General features: G+C 65.9%; 21 protein-coding genes and 1 pseudogene. 14 read left to right on the top strand and 8 right to left on the bottom strand.

The features are described 5' to 3' along the window. Positions 1-115 precede the first annotated feature (115 nt). From AB0L58_RS05270 to AB0L58_RS05235, 8 genes are all read left to right on the top strand, one after another. The gene (locus tag AB0L58_RS05270; RefSeq protein ID WP_364381366.1) at positions 116-3,466 is read left to right on the top strand and encodes a UvrD-helicase domain-containing protein; all 3,351 of its coding nucleotides are present in this window, start codon (positions 116-118) and stop codon (positions 3,464-3,466) included. Further along, complete coding sequence (gene recD / locus AB0L58_RS05265) at positions 3,463-5,355, top strand: exodeoxyribonuclease V subunit alpha (protein ID WP_364381363.1); 1,893 nt, start codon at positions 3,463-3,465, stop codon at positions 5,353-5,355. The genes AB0L58_RS05270 and recD overlap by 4 nt, the downstream gene beginning before the upstream one ends. Positions 5,356-5,422: 67 nt before the next feature. Beyond that, positions 5,423-5,896: a sigma-70 family RNA polymerase sigma factor gene (locus AB0L58_RS05260; RefSeq protein WP_364381785.1), complete on the top strand. Its 474-nt coding sequence runs from the start codon at positions 5,423-5,425 to the stop codon at positions 5,894-5,896. Beyond that, positions 5,896-6,510, top strand: a complete 615-nt coding sequence (locus tag AB0L58_RS05255) for a methylated-DNA--[protein]-cysteine S-methyltransferase (protein WP_364381782.1) — start codon at positions 5,896-5,898, stop codon at positions 6,508-6,510. Before AB0L58_RS05260 ends, AB0L58_RS05255 begins: the two co-directional genes overlap by 1 nt. A gap of 11 nt (positions 6,511-6,521) precedes the next feature. Next, positions 6,522-7,241 (top strand): 2OG-Fe(II) oxygenase, encoded by a 720-nt coding sequence (locus AB0L58_RS05250; RefSeq protein WP_364381360.1) that lies wholly within the window; start codon positions 6,522-6,524, stop codon positions 7,239-7,241. 1 nt (position 7,242) lies between these two features. After that, on the top strand, positions 7,243-7,497 hold the full coding sequence (locus AB0L58_RS05245; protein ID WP_364381358.1) for an Ada metal-binding domain-containing protein: 255 nt from the start codon (positions 7,243-7,245) through the stop codon (positions 7,495-7,497). A 62-nt stretch (positions 7,498-7,559) separates the two neighbouring features. Beyond that, positions 7,560-8,072, top strand: a complete 513-nt coding sequence (locus tag AB0L58_RS05240; protein WP_364381355.1) for a methylated-DNA--[protein]-cysteine S-methyltransferase — start codon at positions 7,560-7,562, stop codon at positions 8,070-8,072. A 48-nt stretch (positions 8,073-8,120) separates the two neighbouring features. Next, a complete protein-coding gene (locus AB0L58_RS05235; RefSeq protein WP_364381353.1) occupies positions 8,121-8,633 on the top strand; it encodes a DUF664 domain-containing protein in 513 nt (170 codons plus the stop codon). A 2-nt stretch (positions 8,634-8,635) separates the two neighbouring features. Here the strand turns inward: AB0L58_RS05235 and AB0L58_RS05230 are convergent, their stop codons facing one another. Continuing rightward, positions 8,636-8,812, bottom strand: coding sequence for a hypothetical protein (locus tag AB0L58_RS05230; protein ID WP_364381350.1), 177 nt, complete (start codon positions 8,810-8,812; stop codon positions 8,636-8,638). A 101-nt stretch (positions 8,813-8,913) separates the two neighbouring features. On the opposite strand from AB0L58_RS05230, the gene AB0L58_RS05225 reads away from it, so the two are divergent. Further along, positions 8,914-9,066: a hypothetical protein gene (locus AB0L58_RS05225; protein ID WP_364381347.1), complete on the top strand. Its 153-nt coding sequence runs from the start codon at positions 8,914-8,916 to the stop codon at positions 9,064-9,066. A 59-nt stretch (positions 9,067-9,125) separates the two neighbouring features. Here AB0L58_RS05225 and AB0L58_RS05220 read toward each other — a convergent pair whose 3' ends face one another. The 4 genes and pseudogenes from AB0L58_RS05220 to AB0L58_RS05205 form a co-directional block, all read right to left on the bottom strand. Beyond that, positions 9,126-9,704, bottom strand: a complete 579-nt coding sequence (locus AB0L58_RS05220; protein WP_364381344.1) for a DUF3558 domain-containing protein — start codon at positions 9,702-9,704, stop codon at positions 9,126-9,128. Then, positions 9,701-10,156 carry a hypothetical protein gene (locus tag AB0L58_RS05215; RefSeq protein ID WP_364381341.1) on the bottom strand — a complete coding sequence of 152 codons (456 nt, stop codon included), beginning with the start codon at positions 10,154-10,156 and terminating at the stop codon, positions 9,701-9,703. The genes AB0L58_RS05220 and AB0L58_RS05215 overlap by 4 nt, the downstream gene beginning before the upstream one ends. A 30-nt stretch (positions 10,157-10,186) precedes the next feature. Beyond that, positions 10,187-10,510 (bottom strand): annotated as a pseudogene (locus tag AB0L58_RS05210) (MMPL family transporter); the annotation flags it as partial. Positions 10,511-10,551: 41 nt separating this feature from the next. Further along, complete coding sequence (locus AB0L58_RS05205; RefSeq protein ID WP_364381338.1) at positions 10,552-10,707, bottom strand: hypothetical protein; 156 nt, start codon at positions 10,705-10,707, stop codon at positions 10,552-10,554. A 441-nt stretch (positions 10,708-11,148) separates the two neighbouring features. On the opposite strand from AB0L58_RS05205, the gene AB0L58_RS05200 reads away from it, so the two are divergent. Next, positions 11,149-12,642 carry an NAD(P)/FAD-dependent oxidoreductase gene (locus AB0L58_RS05200; protein ID WP_364381336.1) on the top strand — a complete coding sequence of 498 codons (1,494 nt, stop codon included), beginning with the start codon at positions 11,149-11,151 and terminating at the stop codon, positions 12,640-12,642. A 6-nt stretch (positions 12,643-12,648) separates the two neighbouring features. Here AB0L58_RS05200 and AB0L58_RS05195 read toward each other — a convergent pair whose 3' ends face one another. Next, positions 12,649-13,323 carry a TetR/AcrR family transcriptional regulator gene (locus tag AB0L58_RS05195; RefSeq protein ID WP_364381333.1) on the bottom strand — a complete coding sequence of 225 codons (675 nt, stop codon included), beginning with the start codon at positions 13,321-13,323 and terminating at the stop codon, positions 12,649-12,651. 104 nt (positions 13,324-13,427) lie between these two features. Between AB0L58_RS05195 and AB0L58_RS05190 the strand changes: the two genes are divergently transcribed. Together AB0L58_RS05190 and AB0L58_RS05185 are read left to right on the top strand one after the other, a co-directional pair. Next, on the top strand, positions 13,428-14,297 hold the full coding sequence (locus AB0L58_RS05190; protein ID WP_364381330.1) for a metal-dependent hydrolase: 870 nt from the start codon (positions 13,428-13,430) through the stop codon (positions 14,295-14,297). Beyond that, positions 14,294-15,364, top strand: coding sequence for a PDR/VanB family oxidoreductase (locus AB0L58_RS05185; protein ID WP_364381327.1), 1,071 nt, complete (start codon positions 14,294-14,296; stop codon positions 15,362-15,364). Before AB0L58_RS05190 ends, AB0L58_RS05185 begins: the two co-directional genes overlap by 4 nt. Positions 15,365-15,370: 6 nt before the next feature. On the opposite strand, the gene AB0L58_RS05180 is transcribed toward AB0L58_RS05185, so the two are convergent. After that, positions 15,371-16,066, bottom strand: coding sequence for a TetR/AcrR family transcriptional regulator (locus tag AB0L58_RS05180; RefSeq protein ID WP_364381325.1), 696 nt, complete (start codon positions 16,064-16,066; stop codon positions 15,371-15,373). A gap of 165 nt (positions 16,067-16,231) precedes the next feature. On the opposite strand from AB0L58_RS05180, the gene AB0L58_RS05175 reads away from it, so the two are divergent. Both AB0L58_RS05175 and AB0L58_RS05170 read left to right on the top strand, forming a co-directional pair. Continuing rightward, positions 16,232-17,803: a succinic semialdehyde dehydrogenase gene (locus tag AB0L58_RS05175; RefSeq protein ID WP_364381322.1), complete on the top strand. Its 1,572-nt coding sequence runs from the start codon at positions 16,232-16,234 to the stop codon at positions 17,801-17,803. Positions 17,804-17,910: 107 nt separating this feature from the next. After that, entirely contained in the window at positions 17,911-18,741 is an 831-nt protein-coding gene (locus tag AB0L58_RS05170; RefSeq protein ID WP_364381319.1) for an SDR family oxidoreductase, read from the top strand. Between the two features lie 28 nt (positions 18,742-18,769). On the opposite strand, the gene AB0L58_RS05165 is transcribed toward AB0L58_RS05170, so the two are convergent. Beyond that, positions 18,770-19,570, bottom strand: coding sequence for a putative protein N(5)-glutamine methyltransferase (locus AB0L58_RS05165; protein ID WP_364381316.1), 801 nt, complete (start codon positions 19,568-19,570; stop codon positions 18,770-18,772). Positions 19,571-19,667 lie beyond the last annotated feature (97 nt).

Here is a 19,667-nt window from a genome sequence, read left to right as displayed (position 1 = left end):
GCGCGCCTCCCCGATGCGGGCGGGTGTTGGGTGGACGGTGGAGTCGGCAAGGGAAGATCTTGCCGATGAGCAGTGCGAGCACCGGATTCGCCAGGTACGGAGAGGGACGGCGGGGATGACCATCGAGGACACCGCATTCGCCGCGCCCTCGCTGGACGCCGACCGATTCGATGCCAAGGGGCCGCTGCCGACCGGAACCACTGTGCTCGAGGCGAGTGCGGGGACGGGTAAGACGCATGCGATCGTCGGGTTGGCGGTGCGGTATGTCGCTGAAATCGGGATCGATATTTCGCAGCTGTTGCTGGTGACATTCAGTCGGGCCGCCACACAGGAGCTGCGGGAACGGACCCGAGACCGATTCGTCGCGGTGGCCGCGGCATTGGCCGACCCGGAGACGGCCCGAGCCCATGCCGATGAGCTGATTCGGCTACTGGCGCAGGCGGATTCGGCCGAGGTGCTGCGGCGTCGGCGGCGTTTGCTCAGCGCGCTTTCGGATTTCGATGCCGGGACCATCGCGACGACCCACAGTTTCTGCCAGCGCATGCTGGATGAGCTCGGCTTGGCTGGCGAACACGATCCCGGATCGCGGCTGGTCGAGACGATCGATGAGCTCATCGGTACGGTCGCCGATGACCTGTACCTGAACCGCTATGCCCGTGCGGAGCCACCGTTTTCGCTGAAGGAGGCGCATACGCTGGCACTGGCTGCGGTGCAGGATCGGCACGCCGTATTGGTGCCCGAGGGCGAGGGAACGGCGGGGGAGCGGGTCGCGTTCGCCGCCGCGGTGCGCGCGGAAACCGAGCGCCGCAAACGTCTCGCCGGACTGCGCGATTTCGACGATCTGCTGGTGTTGCTGCACGATGTGCTCGCCGATCCGCAGCACGGGCCGCGGGCCTGTCGCCGCATCCGCGATCGGTATCGGGTCGCCCTGGTCGACGAATTCCAGGACACCGATCCATTGCAGTGGGACATCTTGCGGCTGGCTTTCCACGGTCATTCGACCCTGGTGCTGGTCGGCGATCCGAAACAGGCGATCTACGCTTTCCGCGGTGCGGAAGTGCTCAGCTATCTGGACGCCGTCGCGCACGCCGACACCCGCAAGGAGCTCACCGACAATTGGCGCAGCGACGCGGGGCTGCTCGCCGCACTGGATCATCTGCAGGGTGGTGCCGCGCTGGGGCACAAGGAGATCACGGTCTACCCGGTCACCGCGACCCGCCGCTGGTCGCGGCTGTCCGGCCCCGAGGACCTGACGATGCCGCTGCGGATGCGGTGTCTCCCGCGCACCGGCGCGGGCCCGTTGAACAAATCGGGATTTCCGGCTGTCGGGCGCATGCGGGCGAAGGTCGCCGAGGATCTCGCCGCGGATATCGTGCGGCTGCTCGAATCCGGTGTGCTGTTCGAGGCGAAGACCGGAGCGCGGCCGATCGGACCCGGCGATATCGCGGTACTGGTCCGGACTCGATCGCAAATCGACGTGGTGCGAACCGCTTTGGATCGGGTCGGGGTCGCCTCGGTACTCGCCGGTGGCACCAGCGTCTTCGCCACCAGTAGTGCGACGGACTGGCTCTGGCTGCTGCGCGCGCTCGAACAGCCGCACCGCTCCGACCGCGTCCGCCTCGCCGCCTGCACACCGCTGCTCGGCGTGACCGCGGTCGAAATCGATAGCGGCGGTGCGGATCTGGTCGGTCGCATCTCGGCGCAACTCCGGGACGCGGCCAGGCTGTTCGCTCGCGCGGGTTTCGCAGCGGTCTTCGAAAAGATCTCCGCCGAAGCGAATCTGGCCCAGCGACTGCTCTCGGTCGAGAACGGCGAACGCGAGCTGACCGATCTGCGGCATATCGCGCAGTTGCTGGATCAGGTCGCGCTGACCGAAGGTCTCGGCCTCACCGCGCTGACCCGCTGGCTCGGCGACCGCGTGCGCGATCCCGCCTCCGGGGCGGTCGCCGACCGCAGCCGTCGCCTCGATCGCGATGCCGCTGCGGTACAGATCGCCACCGTGCACGCCAGCAAGGGACTCGAATTCCCCATCGTCTACTTGCCGTTCGCATGGGACAACGCGAAGAATCCTTACCCGCAGACCCTGCTGTTCCACACCGACGACGGCGCTCGTGTACTCGATGTCGGCGGCCAGGACGCATCCGGCTACGGCGAGCGCAAGCTGCGCAGTGAAACCGAGGAGGCGGGCGAGGAACTGCGTCTGCTCTACGTCGCACTCACCCGCGCGATGTGTCAGATCGTCGCCTGGTGGGCGCCCGCGATCACCACCGCCAACGCGCCCCTGCATCGGATGGTCCTCGGTCGCCCGGACGGCGGCGACCTCGTGCCGAGCAAGGCGGCGGTGCCGGCGGATGCCGTTGCGGTGTCGATGCTTTCGGCCTGGGCTGCCGGTGCGCCGGAGTCCGTTGCGGTGGAAGGCGTCGAGCACACCGATACGGTCGAGATCCGCCGCGTGCGCACCGAACTCCCGACCGGAGCCATCGCCGCGGCACACTTCGCCCGCACCATGGATCTGCAGTGGCGGCGCACCTCATATTCGGCATTGACGGCAGGTGCGCACGATGCCGCGATTCCGGAGTCCGAACCCGAGGACGACCGTGGCCCGTCCGATGAGCCCGGCACACCGCCGCTCGCCGACACCGAACCCGCGATCTCGGATGCGGCCCCGTCCCTGATGAACGCGCTGCCCTACGGCGCCGAATTCGGCACGCTGGTGCACGGTGTGCTCGAGCGAATCGATACCGATGCCGCGGATCTGGCCACCGAAGTGCACACCCGCTGCCGGGCAGCAACCGACGAGTTGATGGCCGAGGCCGATGCGGTGATACTCGGCAACGCCCTACTCGCCGTGCTGCACACCCCACTCGGATTCGGTTGTCTGGCCGATATTTCCACCCGCGACCGGCTCAACGAACTCGACTTCGAGCTCCCGCTGGCGGGTGGTGACATCCCCGGTGCGCACACGGTCACGTTGCGCGGGATCGCCGAGCTGCTGCGGACCCATCTTCCGGCCGACGATTCCTTGTCCAGCTATGCCGACCAACTCGCGTCCCTGGATGACGCCCCGCTGCGCGGTTACCTCACCGGCAGTATCGACGCGGTGCTGCGCAGCACCGCAAATCCGGGCGCGGAACCACGATTCGTCATCGTCGACTACAAGACCAACCGCCTCGGCACCGGCGATCTCACCGTCGAGCATTACACCCACGACCGCATGGCCGCCGAAATGCTGCGCTCGCACTATCCGCTGCAGGCCCTGCTCTACGCCGTCGCTCTGCACCGCTACTTGCGGTGGCGGTTGCCCGGTTACGATCCGGCGCGCCACCTCGGTGGTGCCCGCTACCTTTTCGTCCGCGGCATGATCGGACCCGAAACTCCATCGGGCTGTGGTGTTTTCGACTGGAATCCGCCGCCCGTGCTGATCGTCGCCCTGTCCGACCTACTGGCGGGGGAGGCGGCCCGATGACGTCGATTCAGGTGGCGCAACGGGGAACCGGGCTGTTGCGCATGTTCAACGAGGCCGGTGTGTTTTCGTCCGCCGATGTGCACGTCGCGCTCCGCTTGGGCCGGATGGGCCGCGAATCTTCGGAGGAGGTGCTGTTCGCGGCGGCGCTGGCGGTGCGGGCGGTGCGGTCCGGTTCGGTCTGTCTGGAAGTGCACCGCATGCGCGAAATCGGCGTCGATGCCGACGAAACCTGGAATGCGGGTGCGGGTATCGACCCCGCGACATTGCCATGGCCGGATATCGATGCGGTGATCGCCGCGCTGCGGGTCAGTCCACTGGTGTGCGGGGGGCCGGCTGGTCCCCTGCAGCCGCTGCGTCTGGTCGACGCGCGGGCCACGGGTCCGCTGCTCTACCTGGACCGCTACTACCAGCAGGAGCAGACGATCCGCCGGGTGCTCACCGAGCGTTCCGGACACCATCCGAAGGTGGATCCGGCCATCGTGCGCCGCGAGCTGGACCGGCTCTTCGACGTCCCGGTCGGTGCGGCACCGGACCGCCAGCGGATCGCCGCCGCACTCGCCGCGACGCACTGGACCACGGTGGTGGCGGGTGGGCCGGGTACCGGCAAGACCCACACCATCGCCCGCATCCTCGCCCTGCTCGCCGCGCACCAGCTGGCGCATCCGAAGCTGCCCGCACTGCGCATCGCCATGGCCGCGCCCACCGGCAAGGCGGCCGCGCGACTGCAGGAAGCGGTGCGCGACCAGGCCGAAGCGCTCACCCTGCCCGAGCTCACCGCCGCCACCCTGCATCGCCTGCTCGGTTGGCAGCGCGGCCGGGCGACCCGGTTCCGGTATCACGAGTTCAACCGGCTGCCCTATGACGTGATCGTGGTCGACGAAACCTCCATGGTCTCGCTGACCATGATGAGCAGTCTGCTGGCCGCGCTGCGGCCGGATACCCGCCTGGTTCTCGTCGGCGATCCGGATCAGCTCGCCTCGGTCGATGCCGGTGCGGTACTCGCCGACCTCGTCGCCGGACCCGTTGTCGGCAAACCGAATCCCGTCCTCGAACAGGTGCTTGGTGCGGAATCCATTGCCGTCGAGGGTAATCCGGAGGCATTGACCGATCTCGAGCGAACGCGGCTGCGCGGCGGCATCGTCCGACTGACGCGCGGTCGGCGATTCGGCGGCAAGATCGCCGAACTCGCCGTCGCGGTCCGCGCGGGTGACGCCGACACCGCACTCGCATTGCTGCGTGCGGGCGGTGCGGAACTCTCGCTGTGTACCCCCGAGGACACCGCACCGGTCCGAACCGATGTGGTGCGGGCCGCCCGCGAGGTCACCGCGGCTGCGCTCGACGGCGATGCCGCGGCGGCACTGACCGCCCTCGAATCCCATCGCCTGCTGTGTGCGCATCGCCAGGGCCCCTTCGGCGTCGAACGCTGGGACCGCATGGCCGGAGAATGGGCCGCGGCCGGTGGCGCGGGGCCGGATTCGCACCTGGCGCCGTGGTATCCGGGCCAGCCCCTGCTGGTCACCGCCAACGATCACGAGGCGCGCATCTACAACGGCGATACCGGTGTCATCGTGCGCATGCCCGACGGTTCGCTGCGGGCGGCCCTGCAGCGCGGCAGTGAGCCGTATCTGGTGCACCCGACCCAATTTCCGGCCGTGGTTACCGTCTTCGCGATGACCATCCACCGCAGCCAGGGCAGTCAGTACGACACCGTTTCGGTCGTCCTGCCCGAACCCGAATCCACCCTGCTCACCAGGGAACTTTTGTACACGGCGATCACCAGGGCCCGCCGCCACGTCCGCATCATCGGCACCGACGAGTCGATCCGCGCCGCCATCGACCGCCGGGTCCTGCGCGCCAGCGGCCTGTCGCGTATCCCGGAGTCACGGTGATATCCCGCCACGGGTCGACCCGGGAATCTCACGTTTTCCGCGTCCCCGACGTCTACCCAGCGTGAGATTGCCTCCGTTCGAGGAAGTGGTGGCCGAATACGGCCCGATGGTGCTGCGCGTGTGTCGGGCCGTGCTCGGTCCGACGGATGCGGCAGATGCGTGGTCGGAGACCTTTCTGTCCGCGCTGCGGGCCTACCCCGACCTCGATCCGACGACGAATATCGAGGCATGGCTGGTCACCATCGCGCACCGGCGCGCGATCGATGTTGGGCGCGCACTGACCCGCGCACCCGTTCCCGCCGAAACCCTGCCCGAACGCACCGCACCCGATGCCGACCCGGCCGATTACGACCCCGAGCTGTGGGATGCACTCGCGTCGTTGCCGACCAAACAGCGCCAAGCGGTGGCCTACCACTACCTGGCGGGCCTACCGCACGCCGAAATCGCTCAGCTGCTGGGCAATTCGACCGATGCGGCCCGTCGTGCCGCCGCCGACGGCCTGAAAACACTGCGCAAGCGCTACCCGAAGGATCGAACATGATGGCCACTATCGACCGGGATCCGGACGGCCTCTTCGACGGCCTGAACCCGAACTCCGCCGAGATCCTGTCCCAATTGCATCGACGGTTGGCCGCCGACGCCCAGGCCGCGGGCCTGCTCGACGTCGCCTACCGCACACTGGACACACCCGTCGGCACACTGCTGCTCGCGGCCACCCACGCGGGCCTGGTGCGGGTCGCCTACCCCAACGAGAACCACGACACCGTACTCACCACCCTCGCCGAGCGGATCAGCCCGCGTATCCTGGCCGCCCCGCGGCGTCTGGACGCCGCCGCCCGCGAGATCGACGAGTATTTCGCCGGTGCGCGAACACGATTCGATCTGCCACTCGATCTGCGGCTGACCGTCGGATTCCGGCGCCAGGTGGTCGAGCACCTGAGCGATATCGGCTACGGACATCGCGCGAGCTACGCCGATATCGCTGCGGCCGTTGGTAATCCGCGCGCGGTCCGTGCGGTCGGCTCGGCTTGCGCGCACAACCCGCTGCCGGTGGTTATTCCGTGTCATCGAGTGGTGCGCAGCGACGGCTCGATCGGACAGTACGTCGGCGGTGTCACCGCCAAGACCACCCTGCTCGCGCTCGAAGCGGCGTGACCGGACACGCCATGAAAACCTTTGCCGCACTGGAAGAACGAGTCGAAGCACAGCCCTGGCCGGCCTTGACCGAGGAGATCGACACCTATGGCTGCGCCCAGACCGGCCCGCTGCTGACCCCGGACGAATGCGCCGAATTCACTGCCATGTGGGCTGATCCGAGTCGCTTCCGGTCGACGATCGATATGGCCCGCTACCGATTCGGCCAGGGCGCCTATCGGTACTTCGCCGCTCCCGTTCCCGCACCGATCATGCGGCTGCGCAGGGCTTTCTACCGCAAATTGCTGCCCGTCGCCCGTACCTGGGCCGACCGACTCGGCGACCCGACGCCGTGGCCCGACGATTTCGACGACTGGCTCGACGCCTGCCACGCCGCCGGTCAAACGAAGCCGACGCCGATCCTGTTGCGCTACACCGAAGGCGACTGGAACGCCCTGCACCGGGACCTCTACGGCGAGCTCGTGTTCCCGCTGCAGGTGGTGATCGGCCTGGACCGCCCGGGTATCGACCACACCGGCGGTGAATTCCTCCTGGTCGAACAACGCCCCCGCGCTCAATCCAAGCCGACGGTCGCCATCCTGGAACAGGGGCACGCGCTCGTCTTCACCACCCGAGACCGGCCGACCTCATCGACACGCGGCTGGTCCCGCGCCCCGATCCGCCACGGCGTCAGTCGAATTCGCAGCGGTCACCGACATACTCTCGGTCTGGTCCTGCACGACGCCGAATGAGATGTACACCCTGATCGACGCCGATGGCCGCCCGTATTCCAGCCCCACTCCGGGCCGATTCGGCGGTCACCGGCGCGGCAAACTCTACGGCCGTCTCGACTGTCCTTCGGCCCTGCGTGCCTTGACGCGCGGCCACTACCGAGCGCACCGTGTCTTCTTCGCCGACGAACAAACCGCCATCGCCGCCGGTTACCGACCGTGCGCGGTCTGCCTGCCCGTCGCATACGCCGCATGGAAAGCCGACTCCGGCAGTTGATCTCACGTTTCGGCGCTGGGGAGCGTCTGCTCGGTGAAGGCACGATCGAGAGGAGCAACATCATGTCCGATACCACTGTCGCGCGACTTGTGCACGGTTCGGCACTGGGGAACGTGCTGATCGAAGCGAACCGGACCGGCGTCACCCGGGTCGCATTCACCGACGTGCCGCCCACCGGACCGACCAGCGAAAATCCCACGGCTCGTGCGCATTTGGAGAGCGCGGCAGATCAGATCGACGAATATCTCATCGGCGAACGCCAGCAATTCACGGTACCGATGGACCTGACGGGTATGCGTGCGTTCGATCGAGAGGTCTTGCAGACGCTCGAGGCGACCACGGGATACGGCCGCACAACCACCTACGGCGCCCTGACCCGCCGACTCGGCCGTACCCCGGCCGACGCTCGTAAGATCGGCGGCGCGCTGGCTCGCAACCGCCTACTGATCCTGCTCCCGTGCCATCGTGTGCTCGGGGCCGACGGGTCCCTGACCGGCTACGCGGGTGGGCTGTCCGCCAAACGAGCCCTGCTCGACCTCGAATCGGCCGATCTGCTGCTGCCGTTGGGCGGATAGCGGCCCGATCCGGGAATATCGGTGGCGACTGTGTGCTTGCATGGGTTCATGACGAGCGCTGAGTTGTTGGTCGATGCCTTCGGACGGGTGCGGGAGAATGTGCACGGCGCGGTCGCGGGGCTCGGACAGGACGAGCTGTCGGCTCGGATCGATCCCGACGCCAACTCCATCGCCTGGCTGATCTGGCATCTGACCCGGGTGCAGGACGACCACATCGCGGACGTGGCAAACCTGGAACAGGTGTGGACGGCGGCGGGCTGGGCCAAGCGGTTCGACCTGCCGTTCGTCGACGAGGCAACCGGCTACGGGCACCGCGCCGCGGAGGTCGCCGAACTCGACGGGATTTCCGCCGATCTGCTGTTGGGCTACTACGATGCGGTGCACGCGCAGACGATCGACTATGTCTCCGGACTCGTCGATGCCGATCTGCCCCGTATCGTCGACACCCGCTGGGATCCGCCGGTCACCCTGGGCGTGCGGCTGATCAGCGTTGTGGACGACGATATCCAGCACTCCGGCCAGGCCGCCTACATTCGCGGAGTGCTGCTGCGCCGCAGGTAGTTTCACAAACAGAACGTGAGCAGCGCGCGGGTCTCGATCTCATCCGGATCCGAGCAGATCTTGCCGAACAGTTCGCGCGCGTACTCCATCCGGTGGTTGTCCACGCGACGTAGCCGTTCGGCGACGGCCAGATCGCCGCGGGCCGCGCGATCGCCTGCCCGCTGAACTGCGGAACACACCCGGACCGGGCTTCGCGGGCGCGCCGTCTACCTGGCCGACACCGAATGGGCCGCCGAGATCGCCAACCGAACCATGCACGGTGTCGTCGCACATCGGTTGGATGTGCGACGACACCGGCGGATATCACGGCCGGATGGCCGTCCTGGTCAAGCCGAACGGCCCGCTCGGCAGGGCGCTATATGGCCGGAATCCTCCCGTTCCGGTACCTGCTGGTCTCTACCCGGCACTGATGCGCGGTATCGAGCGTGAGTGACAGGCACAGACCGGCAATTCGGTTGCGGAATGGCCGGATTCACTCCGACCAACAACCTGTCAGCTGCCTTGGGGGACAAGCTGGACGACGGCTTCGGCGACTTCGGTGACGTTATCGCAGGGGGACAGCTTGCGGGGGTGCAGGCCGCGCGGGTCGTCTACGACGATGTAGAGGGAGCCGGATTTCATCTCGATATTGATGGTACAGCCGCCAGGGACGTCGGGGCGGGCCTCGTAGCGTAGGGCCCCGCGGCCGTCGATGGTGAGTTCGGTTGCGGTGGGGAACTTTTCGCGAACCTGAGCGAGGGTTCCGTTGGTTGTCTGGACGCGGAAGGTATACGTGCTCTGGGCGACATATAGGCAGCCCTTCCACTGGAAGTTGCCCGTCGAATCCTGCTTGGGCGTAGGAGTGCGGGCATTCCACTGGTGTTCGGAGAGGAACTGTGGCGTCAACGCCGTGCAGGGGTCGAATGCGGCGTTCGATGAGCTGGACGGTGTGGCCGAGGTGCTGGACATGGCAGGTGTGGCGGCCGTCGAGGTCGATGTGGAACTGCTTCCGCCACCGCAGGCCGCGAGGACGAGGGCCGCAGCCACGGTCAGCAGGCCCGCTGTCGAAGAGCGCTCGGCGCGGATCTTCATACGCGGATCTCGCGCATCCGGCGGGCGAAGTCTTCATCGGTGCGCTCATAGGCGTCACGGATAGTTTTGAACAGCGTCTGGATTTCCGTCGCAACCGCGATGTAATCGCCGATCGTGTCGTAGGCGTTGTTCGGGCCGCCGAATGCCTTCTCCCTGAACAGTTTCACCAGCTCGATCGCCGAGATCAGGCGCGGGTTGTTCTCGCCGAGTCCCCAGATCGACCGCTCGCCGAGGGCGCGCGCATCGTTCTGGACCGAAGACAGGTCGATGATCAAATTCTGGCAGGCCGCGTCGATATCCAGAAACGCCTGCGGCTCCATCCGCACCTGCAACGCCCCGGTCTTCGCATCCTCGATATACCCGCCGAACGGACTGTCAACAGCCATAGCGGTCGCCCCTTCCACTAGTCCCGTCTGATCATAGAGACGCACGCGCCGACGAAACGGTTCCATGGAAACACGGATCCGTGCAACCGGGCGTTGTCAGGAAGTCGCCGTGCGCTCCTTGTCGACCACTCGGACACTCGCCCGCGGCAGCCGACCGCCGCCCGGCAGCCACCAATTCACCCGCCCCATCAGCTTGACCAGCGCGGGCACCGACAGCATCCGAGCCAGTGTCGCGTCGACGACCAGAGCTCTGATCACGCCGACGCCGAGGAAGCGCATCGGCGTCGGCGGCGACAGTGTGAATGCCGCTGTCACCAGGACGAGCAGCGTGGCAGCGGCAGTGATCACCCGCGCGGTCCGGCCGGTGACGACGGGCATCGCCGTGGTCGTGTCGGCCTCGGCGTCGTGGGTCTCGACCACGGGGCGCAGGAAACCTCGTATGCGGGGCGCCTTCGGAGAGTTCAGCGGAGCGTACCGAATCCGCTACGATGCCAAGGCTTTCCGGCGAGCCGAAGCGGGATCGCGGCGGTGGGGGGCGACGCGATGAGCACGGTGCCGGACAGATCGCCGTGCCCGGCCTCGACGAGTGCGTCGTGTGCGGCTTCGGCGGCCGCCACATCCAGCAGCGCGTTCTCTAAGCCCGGTTTCGCGCACCACGGTCGTGAGGTTGCGGCCGAGCGTGCCGATCGTCGCGGGCATCGACTTGGGTCTCCTCGACGGGCGAGCCCGCGCCCGAACGATACGTACCGGGCGCGACCGGTTCGACCGTTTGGAGTCGCGGAAATTCCTCGTGTCGATAGGCACCCCGACCCGCTCCAGGCGCTGGCGAATCGCCCACCGACAGCGAGGCGAATTGCAGATCATATTTTCGGAAATTTCGTTCACCCCGGTATCGACTCAGTCACTTTATTGCGAATCGCGCACATGAAAACCGGTCGGTATTGGTCGCGTGTCCAGTAGTGATGCCAAGGGCGTTGTCTCCGAAGACAAACCGCAGCGGATAGGCTGGAGGCGGACTCGGTGCGAATCGCGCCGCCGAATATCGGAGGACGAGATCGATGACGATCGCTGGCGAGCATGTGGATGTGCTCATTGTCGGTGCCGGGCTGTCCGGCATAGGCGCGGCGTATCACCTGCGGCGGGCTTTCCCAGGAAAGACGTATGCGATTCTGGAGAGCCGCGACGCGATCGGCGGCACCTGGGACCTGTTCCGCTATCCGGGAATTCGCTCCGATTCCGATATGTACACCCTCGGCTATCGCTTCCGTCCGTGGCTGGGGGATAAGTCGATAGCCGACGGCTCCGACATTCTCGACTATGTGCGCGCCACCGCCGCCGAGAACGGGATCGACCGTCGTATCCGCTTCCGGCACCGGGTCGTCGGTGCCGAATGGTCGTCGCGGGAAAACCGGTGGACGGTTCGCGCCGAACGTACCGATACCGGCGAAACCGTCACCCTCACAGCGGGATTCCTGTTCTGCTGCTCCGGTTACTACCGCTATGACGAGGGCTACAGCCCGGATTTCGCGGGTACCGAGCGTTTTGCCGGGCCGATCATCCACCCGCAGCACTGGCCGCACGATCTCGATGTCGCGGGTAAGCACGTGGTGCTGATCGGCAGCGGCGCAACCGCGGTGACACTGGGGCCCGCGCTGACCGATCAGGGCGCGCACGTGACGATGCTGCAACGCTCCCCGAGCTACATCATCTCCGCGCCCGCCCGCGATGACCTCGCCCTGAAGGCGCGCAGATTCCTGCCGACGCGTGCCGCCTACGCGGTGGCCAGGGCCAAGAATGTGGCGTTGGCCACCGCGATTTACCAACTGAGCCAACGGTATCCGCAATTCATGCGCAAGCGGATCAAGGGCTGGCAGCAGCGCTGGCTGCCCGAGGGTTACGACATCGATACGCACTTCACTCCGACCTACAACCCCTGGGATCAGCGACTTTGCTTGGCACCCAATGGTGATTTCTTCCGCGCGATCCGCAAGGGCCGAATGGATATCGTGACAGATAAGGTCGAGACGTTCACCGAGACGGGTCTGGCCCTTGCCTCAGGTGCCACCCTCGATGCCGATATCGTCATCACCGCAACGGGATTGAATCTGCTCGCCTTCGGCGGCATGGAACTCTCCGTCGACGGACAGCGCGTGCACCTCTCGGAACATATGGCCTACAAGGCCATGATGCTCTCGGATGTGCCGAATTTCGCGTACGTCATCGGATATACCAACGCCTCGTGGACGCTGAAGGCGGATCTGGTGTGCGAGTACGTCGTTCGATTGCTACGCCACCTGTACGACAACGAATACGCCCGGTGCACACCAGTCCGCGATCCGTCGGTCGGCGCGGCCTCGCTATTCCTGAACTTCAATCCGGGTTATGTGCAACGTGCCGCGAGCCAATTCCCGATTCAAGGCACCAAGGCGCCGTGGCGCCTGCGCATGAATTACCTGCGCGATCTGGTCACGCTGCGCCACGGCAAGATCACCGATCGCGCGATGGTGTTCGAACGGTCGCGGGACCGGGATCCGGTGTCCACGCAGGGGTAGTGCTGGTCAGTGCGTTTGTTGGGGCTCGGACGAGCGCGCGGCCGCGATCTTGCGCAACACGCTGGTCGCGTGATCATCGAACCGTTCGCGTGGGATATCGATCGTTCCGTCCAGCCAAGGGCGGTACATGTAAGCCATCGCGCCGAAGATGGCGTTCGAATTGAGGCTGTTCTCGTACTGGTCCGGTGGGGTCTGCGGTCCGTCGCCACCCAATCCGATCGTCAGGGCGATGGGGGCGGTGAACAGTTCGATGAGCTCATTGCCTCGGTCGCCCAGTACCCGCGTGGCCTGTGATTCCACGAACATGATCTGGCCGCGGCGGCGATCCTCGACCAGATAATCGGTGAACGCCGAAATGGCATGGCGAAAGAGTTTTTCCGGTTCGGGCGGGGCGGTGGCCAGCGCCGCGAGCAGGCGTTCCTGTGCACCGAGAACGACCGTTTCCAATGCCGCGGTGAGCAGTTTGTCCAGATTCGGGAAGCTCTCGTAGAAGTAGCGCTCGGTGAGTCCGGCCTGCCTGCAGACCCCACGCATGGAGATATCGGAGGCACCGATCGTGGCCATCAATTCGATGGCGGCCTCGACGAGCTGTTCGCGGCGCGCGGCGATTCGGTCGGCCGGGGGCGTGCCGCGCCAGCGGCGCATACCCGGTATCGATCCATCGGAAACGGCGTCGTTCATGGCTCGATCCTCCCATAGCGGGGAAGTTGACATCATGTGATGTTGACAGCATTTGATGTCGGCAATACATTGATCGTCCAGGGACCAGACGTGAGGACCATCAGATGGGCACTGCTTACGCCGATCAGGCTCATGCCATCAACGCGCGGGACGTCAGCTTCGATTTCGATTCGGTGCCGATGCACTACATCCCCGGCGAAGTCATGGCCACCCACATCATCAATGTGATGCACCTGGTGCTCCCCGAGGGCGAGCGGGCCATGGCGCAGGCGCTGGCCGAGGCGCTACCGCTGATCGATGACGAACGATTGCGGGAAGAGGTCCGCGGTTTCATCGGTCAGGAGACGATGCACGCCGGTTCTCATGAAAAGGCTCGCCACCAACTGGAACGCCTCGGACTCGAGGTCGGTCCGATGGTGGAGAGCGTCGCCTGGCTGATCGATCGGCTGCTCGGCGACCACGGACTGGCCGGCCGGGCCAAACACGAATGGCTGTGTGAGCGACTGGCCCTGTTCGCGGGGATGGAGCACTACACCGCCGTCATCGGCGAATGGTTGCTCACCAATGACAAATTGGCGGCCAAGGGGATGCATCCGGCAATGCTGGACCTCGTCCGCTGGCATGGCGCCGAGGAGGTCGAACATCGCAGCGTTGTCTACGACGCGTACATGTATCTCGATGGCGGCTATGCCCGCAGGGCGCGTCAGGCGTTGATCGCCAGTTCGGGACTGTTTGCGCTGTTTGTGATTTCGGGTGCCTATCTGTTCCATCGCGACCCGTCACCGAACAAGGGGCGGTGGTGGCCGCTACAGCTGGCCAGTGCGTCGCTGCGCGGTGTGATACCGAATGTCACCACCTTCTTCACCGAGATTCCGCGGTATCTGCGGCCGGGATTCCACCCCTCCCAACTCGGTCCCATGGATAACGCACTGCGCTACCTCGCGCAGTCGCCGGCGGCACGGACACGCGCATGACCGCCGTGGAGGAGCAGTTCCGGCCGGGGACCGGGCTGCGGATGATCGCGTCGGCGGTGGACACCTACAAGCGGGTATTCACCGAAGGGAAAACGGCGCAACTACTTTCGCGGCCGCAACCGGTGCGCCACACCGGTTACGATTTCGAGCTGGCGATCATGGGGATCGAGGTCGAGGCCGACGAGGTGGTCAGCTTGACCCTATGTGATCCGAGCGGTGCGGATCTGCCCGCCTGGACACCGGGCGCCCACATCGACGTATTCCTGCCCTCCGGGCGGCAGCGACAGTACTCGCTGAACAGCGATCCCGATGATCGCAGTTGCTACCGAATCGCGGTGCGGTACATTGCCGATGGCGACGGCGGTTCCCACGAGATCCACGAGCAGCTGTGCGTCGGCGACCGACTGCGCGTCCGTGGCCCGCGCAATGCGTTCCCGCTCATCGACGCGCCGGAGTATTTCTTCGTGGCGGGTGGTATCGGGATCACGCCGATTCTGCCGATGGTCACCGCCGCCGAACGTGCCGGAATACCGTGGCGGCTCATGTATTTCGGGCGTTCGCGGGCGCGGATGCCGTTTCTGTACGAGCTCGCCCACCTCACCGGTGGTGATGTGGTGGTGCGACCCGATGACGAGTTCGGGGTGCCGGATCCGCGGATGATCTTCGAGCAGACGCCGACCGGTGCCGCGGTATATGTCTGCGGACCGCCGGCATTGGCGGAGGCGGCGCGCAGAGTGCTGCTGTTACACGATCCGACGGCCTCGTTGCACACCGAGCGTTTCTCGGCGGTACCGGTCAGCGGCGGTTCGCCGTTCCGTATTCGATTGCGCCGCAGTGGAACCGAAGTCGACGTCGCGGCCGACGAGTCGGCGTTGGCCGCGATCCGGCGGGCCGTGCCCGGCGTCGCCTATTCGTGCCAGCAGGGTTTTTGCGGGACATGCCGGGCAAGTGTGCTCGCCGGTGAGGTGGAGCATCGGGACCGGGCACTAATGCCCGGCGAGCGGAGCAATGCGATGCTCACTTGCGTATCACGTTCTCGCGGTGGCGAACTCGAACTCGATCTGTAGTCGGTTTCACTCCGCGGGCGGGAAGATGCCCGGCAGTGTCATCGCGTATTCGAGATCGGCGCGGGTACCGAGCGTGGTGAGCAACACGCGGATCATGGTAAGTCGTGCTGCGGCAACGGTTTCCGCGTCCGGCTCGATGCCGGGCGCGGTACCCGCCGAAATGCGATAGACCACGTACTCGCAAACATGCAGGGCCGCATCGAGATCCAGCGGTGCGGGGACTACGCGGCCCAGTTCCGTGAACGTTTCGCGCACCAGCGCGCGGATATCGTCCAGTGCCCGTTCGCGATAAGCGGATACCGGTGAGGCCGGGTCGTGCAGTTCGGCGAATAGCGGACGCAGCATGGCGCCGTGTCCGCGGGCCCATCCGAGATAGGCATCGATGAGGCGGATGCCGAGTTCGACGGGTTCGTCCGGACCGGTCAGTGCCTTTCGGATGCCGTCGACGAGGCCGTCGTTGGATGCCTCCAACACGACGTGCAGCGGTTCGGTGGCATTGCCGAAGTAGCGATAGAAGGTGGGTCGGGCCAGTCCGGCCTGTTCGATGATCTGGGCGACGCTGAGTCCGCGCGAGCCGCCGCGGGTGAATACCGCCGCGGTGGCGAGCACGATGCGGGCACGGACCTCCTCGGCCTGCTCCTGCGTTTGTGGTGGCCGGCCGCGCCGGGCCGCGCCATTTGTGTGGGAAGCGTCAGCGGACATGGTGATGCCTCACAACTCGAAGCCCGGTCCGTCTGTGTTCCACACCGGACAGCTTGACATGGAGTGCGGCACTCGCATTAATCTAACACTAGTGTTCAGTAAATAGCCGAACCTCGGCTTACCGTCTCGTCCAGCACGGGCGCCCGACCCAGAAGAGGTCCGACAATGACGACCGCCCGCCAGTTGACCGAACCGACGGCCCTGTCGATGGCCCTGGTACAACCCCTGCTGGATCGTGCGATCGCGGGTGGCGCCCCCGCAGTCGAGGTGTTCGCGCCCGTGACCGGGCACAAGATCGCGGATCTGCCGCAATCCTCGACCGGCGATATCGAGACCGCCTTCGCGACCGCGCGGACGGCGCAGCGGGAATGGGCGCGGCGCTCGGTCCGCCAGCGGGTCGCGGTCTTGCGGAAATTCCACGACATCGTGCTGGCCGAACAGGACACCATCCTCGATATCGTGCAGACCGAGACCGGTAAGTCGCGGGCGCACGCCTTCGACGAGGTCGGCGATGTCGCGGTCAATGCCAGGTACTACGCGTCGGTCGCGGGCAGACTGCTGGCCACCCGCAAGCCGCGCGGTGTGTTGCCGGTATTGACCCAGGTCGATGTGCGGCATCGACCAAAGGGGGTGGTCGCGGTGATCTCGCCGTGGAACTATCCGCTGGCCCTGGCCGTCTCCGACGCACTACCCGCACTGGTCGCCGGAAATGCCGTCGTCGCGCGCCCGGATAACCAGACCGCGCTGACCGCACTGTGGGCCATCGATGCCGCCGAGCGCGCCGGGCTGCCGCGCGGACTCTGGCAGGCGGTCCTCGGGCGTGGTGCGGTGATCGGTGGTGCGGTGATCGCGCGCGCCGACTATGTCGATTACACCGGGTCGAGTGCGACCGGCCGGACCATCGCGCAGCAGGCCGGGGAGCGGCTGATCGGCTATTCGCTCGAACTCGGTGGTAAGAATCCGCTGCTCGTGCTGGCCGATGCGGATGCGTCCCTGGCGGCCCGGATCGCGATCCGGGCCTGCTTCGCCTCGGCGGGGCAGTTGTGCGAGTCGATGGAGCGAATCTATGTGCACGACAAGGTCTATGACCAGTTCGTCGGTGAGTTCGTCGAGCATGTACGGGCAATCGAATTGGGCGGTGCGCTCGATTACGCCAGCGATATGGGATCTTTGACGTTCCAGCGCCAATTGGACACCGTCGGTGCCCATGTCGACGACGCGGTCGCGAAGGGGGCGACGGTGCTGGCGGGCGGTAAGGCGCGTCCCGATCTCGGACCGTACTTCTATGAGCCGACCGTGCTGACCGGGGTGCGCCCCGGGATGACGGTGTATCGCGAGGAAACCTTCGGCCCGGTGGTGTCGATCTATCGGGTCGGTAGCGACGACGAGGCGGTCGAACAGGCCAACGACACCGCGTACGGGCTGAACGCGAGTGTCTGGACCAAGGATGTCGGTCGAGGTCGTGCGGTGGCTGCGCGCATCAATGCGGGTTCGGTCAATGTGAACGAGGGCTTCATCGCGGCCTGGGGCAGCGCGGACGCGCCCTCGGGCGGGCTCGGCATTTCGGGTACCGGGCGTCGACACGGTCCCGAGGGGTTGTTGAAGTACATCGACACCCAGACGATCGCGGTGCAGCGGATGTTCCCGATCGCACCGCTGCCCGGTATGTCCGAGGAACTGTGGGCGAAGACGATGACACTGTATTTCGGAGTCATGAAGGCACTGCGCCAAAGGTAATCGGGGCCAAAGGTAATCGGGGCCAAAGGTAATCGGGGCCAAAAACAGTCGGGCTCGAAAGTAATTGCGCCGGAAGCTATTTCATGACTGTATCAGGATGAGGACGGATGGAATTGGACACAGTAGCGGATAAAAAGGTCCTGGTCACCGGCGCGGCGATGGGCCTCGGCAAGCGGTTCGCCGAGCGTGCGGTGCGTGAGGGTGCGGCCGCGGTGGTGCTGTGGGATATCAACGAATCCGCGCTGAAGGAGACCGCGGTCGAGTTGTCCGGTCGTGGTGTCGCCATTCATCACTATGTTGTCGACGTATCCGCGCGGGACGATATCGGCGCGGCCGCGGCGACGGTGCGCGCCGACGTCGGCGATATCGACATCCTGATCAACAATGCGGGCATCGTGCGCGGCAACAGCTATTTCTGGGAGACCGCCGATCGCGCCGATATCGATAAGACGATGGCGATCAATGCCCTCGCGCCGATGTATCTTACGCTCGAATTCCTGCCCGCGATGGTGCGTGGCACCGGTGCGGCGCGCGTCATGACCATCGCGTCGTCGGCGGGTCTGGTTTCCAATCCGCGCATGAGCGTGTACGCGGCCTCCAAGTGGGCGGCGCTGGGCTGGTCCGATTCGGTGCGCATCGAACTCGAACACGCGGGCAACCACCACGTGCGGATCACCACGGTCTGTCCGACCTACATCAACACCGGAATGTTCGATGGCGCGAAGGGTTTCCTGTTCACACCGATTCTGGAACAGGACGATGTCGTCGATACCTCGTGGCGGGAAATGAAGGCGGGCACCCCACTGGTGATCATGCCGTGGACATCTCGGCTCAATAAGGCGATCTCCGGTCTGCTGCCGATCAAGCTGCGCGACCTGTTCCTGAATTCGGTTGGCGTGTACCACTCGATGGACGAATTCACCGGCCGCAGGAAGTAGCGGCCGCGGAACGTCGTGGTGCGCCGCGCTAAGTATTCGACTTGGTGCCGATGAGAACGGTGGCGTAGAACTCCTCGGATTCGGCGATGCGGCCGGTGAAACCGTGTGCGGAAAGGACCGTGATCGCGGGCCGAGCCTGGGCTTCGCTGGATTCGACCAGCAAGTGGCCGCCCGGCGCGAGCCAGGTGCGGGCGGCGGTGACGACACGGCGGAAGATATCCAGGCCGTCGGGACCGCCGTCGAGGGCGGCGCGCGGCTCATAATCGCGTGCCTCGGGCGGCATCCTGGAGATCATCTCCGATGGTACGTACGGAGTGTTGGCGAGCAGGATATCGATACGGCCGCGCAATTCGCGGGGCAGTGGTTGGAAGAGGTCGCCTTCGTAGACGTGCGCACCGATCGGTGTGAGGTTGCGACGGGCGCATTCGACCGCGGTGGGTTCGATATCGGCGGCGGCGAGTTCTATCGGACGGCCTTCGGCGGCAAGGATCGTCGCGAGGGCCAGACCCAATGCGCCAGAGCCACAGCACATATCGACGACGACCGGGTGCGCGGGCATAGTCCGGGCGAGTTCGGCAGCGTTGTCGACGAGGAACGCGGTGCGCTGGCGCGGTACGAAGACGCCCGAGGAAACCGCGACGCGGATGCCGTGGAATTCGGTCCAGCCGAGCAGATACTCCAGTGGTGTTCCGGAAACGCGTCGCGCGACCAATTCCGCGAGATCGGCGCCCGTCTGTGCCGCGGCGTCGGTGAGCAACCGCGCCTCGTCCTCGGCGAATACACAGCCCGCCGCGCGCAGTTGCGCGACCACATCTCCGATTGGTGTCACCGGGATATCGTGCCGTGTAATTCGGGGCCGGTGGGTCCGAGCGTGCACTTTGCGCCCGATTCATGACCCTTCGGGGTCGAAAGTGCACGCTCGGCCC

This window comes from Nocardia sp. NPDC052112 (assembly GCF_040680135.1).
In the GTDB taxonomy this organism is placed as follows: Bacteria; Actinomycetota; Actinomycetes; order Mycobacteriales; family Mycobacteriaceae; genus Nocardia.
Note: the sequence above shows the minus strand (reverse complement) of the source record. Positions and strands in the feature narration are given on the sequence as shown.

What these genes read in the sequence shown, in the direction of transcription:
- AB0L58_RS05270 (WP_364381366.1), top strand. Translation starts at nt 116, where the DNA reads ATGACCATCGAGGACACCGCATTCGCCGCGCCCTCGCTGGACGCCGAC.
- recD (WP_364381363.1), top strand. Translation starts at nt 3,463, where the DNA reads ATGACGTCGATTCAGGTGGCGCAACGGGGAACCGGGCTGTTGCGCATG.
- AB0L58_RS05255 (WP_364381782.1), top strand. Translation starts at nt 5,896, where the DNA reads ATGGCCACTATCGACCGGGATCCGGACGGCCTCTTCGACGGCCTGAAC.
- AB0L58_RS05250 (WP_364381360.1), top strand. Translation starts at nt 6,522, where the DNA reads ATGAAAACCTTTGCCGCACTGGAAGAACGAGTCGAAGCACAGCCCTGG.
- AB0L58_RS05245 (WP_364381358.1), top strand. Translation starts at nt 7,243, where the DNA reads ATGTACACCCTGATCGACGCCGATGGCCGCCCGTATTCCAGCCCCACT.
- AB0L58_RS05240 (WP_364381355.1), top strand. Translation starts at nt 7,560, where the DNA reads ATGTCCGATACCACTGTCGCGCGACTTGTGCACGGTTCGGCACTGGGG.
- AB0L58_RS05235 (WP_364381353.1), top strand. Translation starts at nt 8,121, where the DNA reads ATGACGAGCGCTGAGTTGTTGGTCGATGCCTTCGGACGGGTGCGGGAG.
- AB0L58_RS05225 (WP_364381347.1), top strand. Translation starts at nt 8,914, where the DNA reads ATGTGCGACGACACCGGCGGATATCACGGCCGGATGGCCGTCCTGGTC.
- AB0L58_RS05220 (WP_364381344.1), bottom strand. Translation starts at nt 9,704, where the DNA reads ATGAAGATCCGCGCCGAGCGCTCTTCGACAGCGGGCCTGCTGACCGTG.
- AB0L58_RS05215 (WP_364381341.1), bottom strand. Translation starts at nt 10,156, where the DNA reads ATGGAACCGTTTCGTCGGCGCGTGCGTCTCTATGATCAGACGGGACTA.
- AB0L58_RS05200 (WP_364381336.1), top strand. Translation starts at nt 11,149, where the DNA reads ATGACGATCGCTGGCGAGCATGTGGATGTGCTCATTGTCGGTGCCGGG.
- AB0L58_RS05195 (WP_364381333.1), bottom strand. Translation starts at nt 13,323, where the DNA reads ATGAACGACGCCGTTTCCGATGGATCGATACCGGGTATGCGCCGCTGG.
- AB0L58_RS05190 (WP_364381330.1), top strand. Translation starts at nt 13,428, where the DNA reads ATGGGCACTGCTTACGCCGATCAGGCTCATGCCATCAACGCGCGGGAC.
- AB0L58_RS05185 (WP_364381327.1), top strand. Translation starts at nt 14,294, where the DNA reads ATGACCGCCGTGGAGGAGCAGTTCCGGCCGGGGACCGGGCTGCGGATG.
- AB0L58_RS05180 (WP_364381325.1), bottom strand. Translation starts at nt 16,066, where the DNA reads ATGTCCGCTGACGCTTCCCACACAAATGGCGCGGCCCGGCGCGGCCGG.
- AB0L58_RS05175 (WP_364381322.1), top strand. Translation starts at nt 16,232, where the DNA reads ATGACGACCGCCCGCCAGTTGACCGAACCGACGGCCCTGTCGATGGCC.
- AB0L58_RS05170 (WP_364381319.1), top strand. Translation starts at nt 17,911, where the DNA reads ATGGAATTGGACACAGTAGCGGATAAAAAGGTCCTGGTCACCGGCGCG.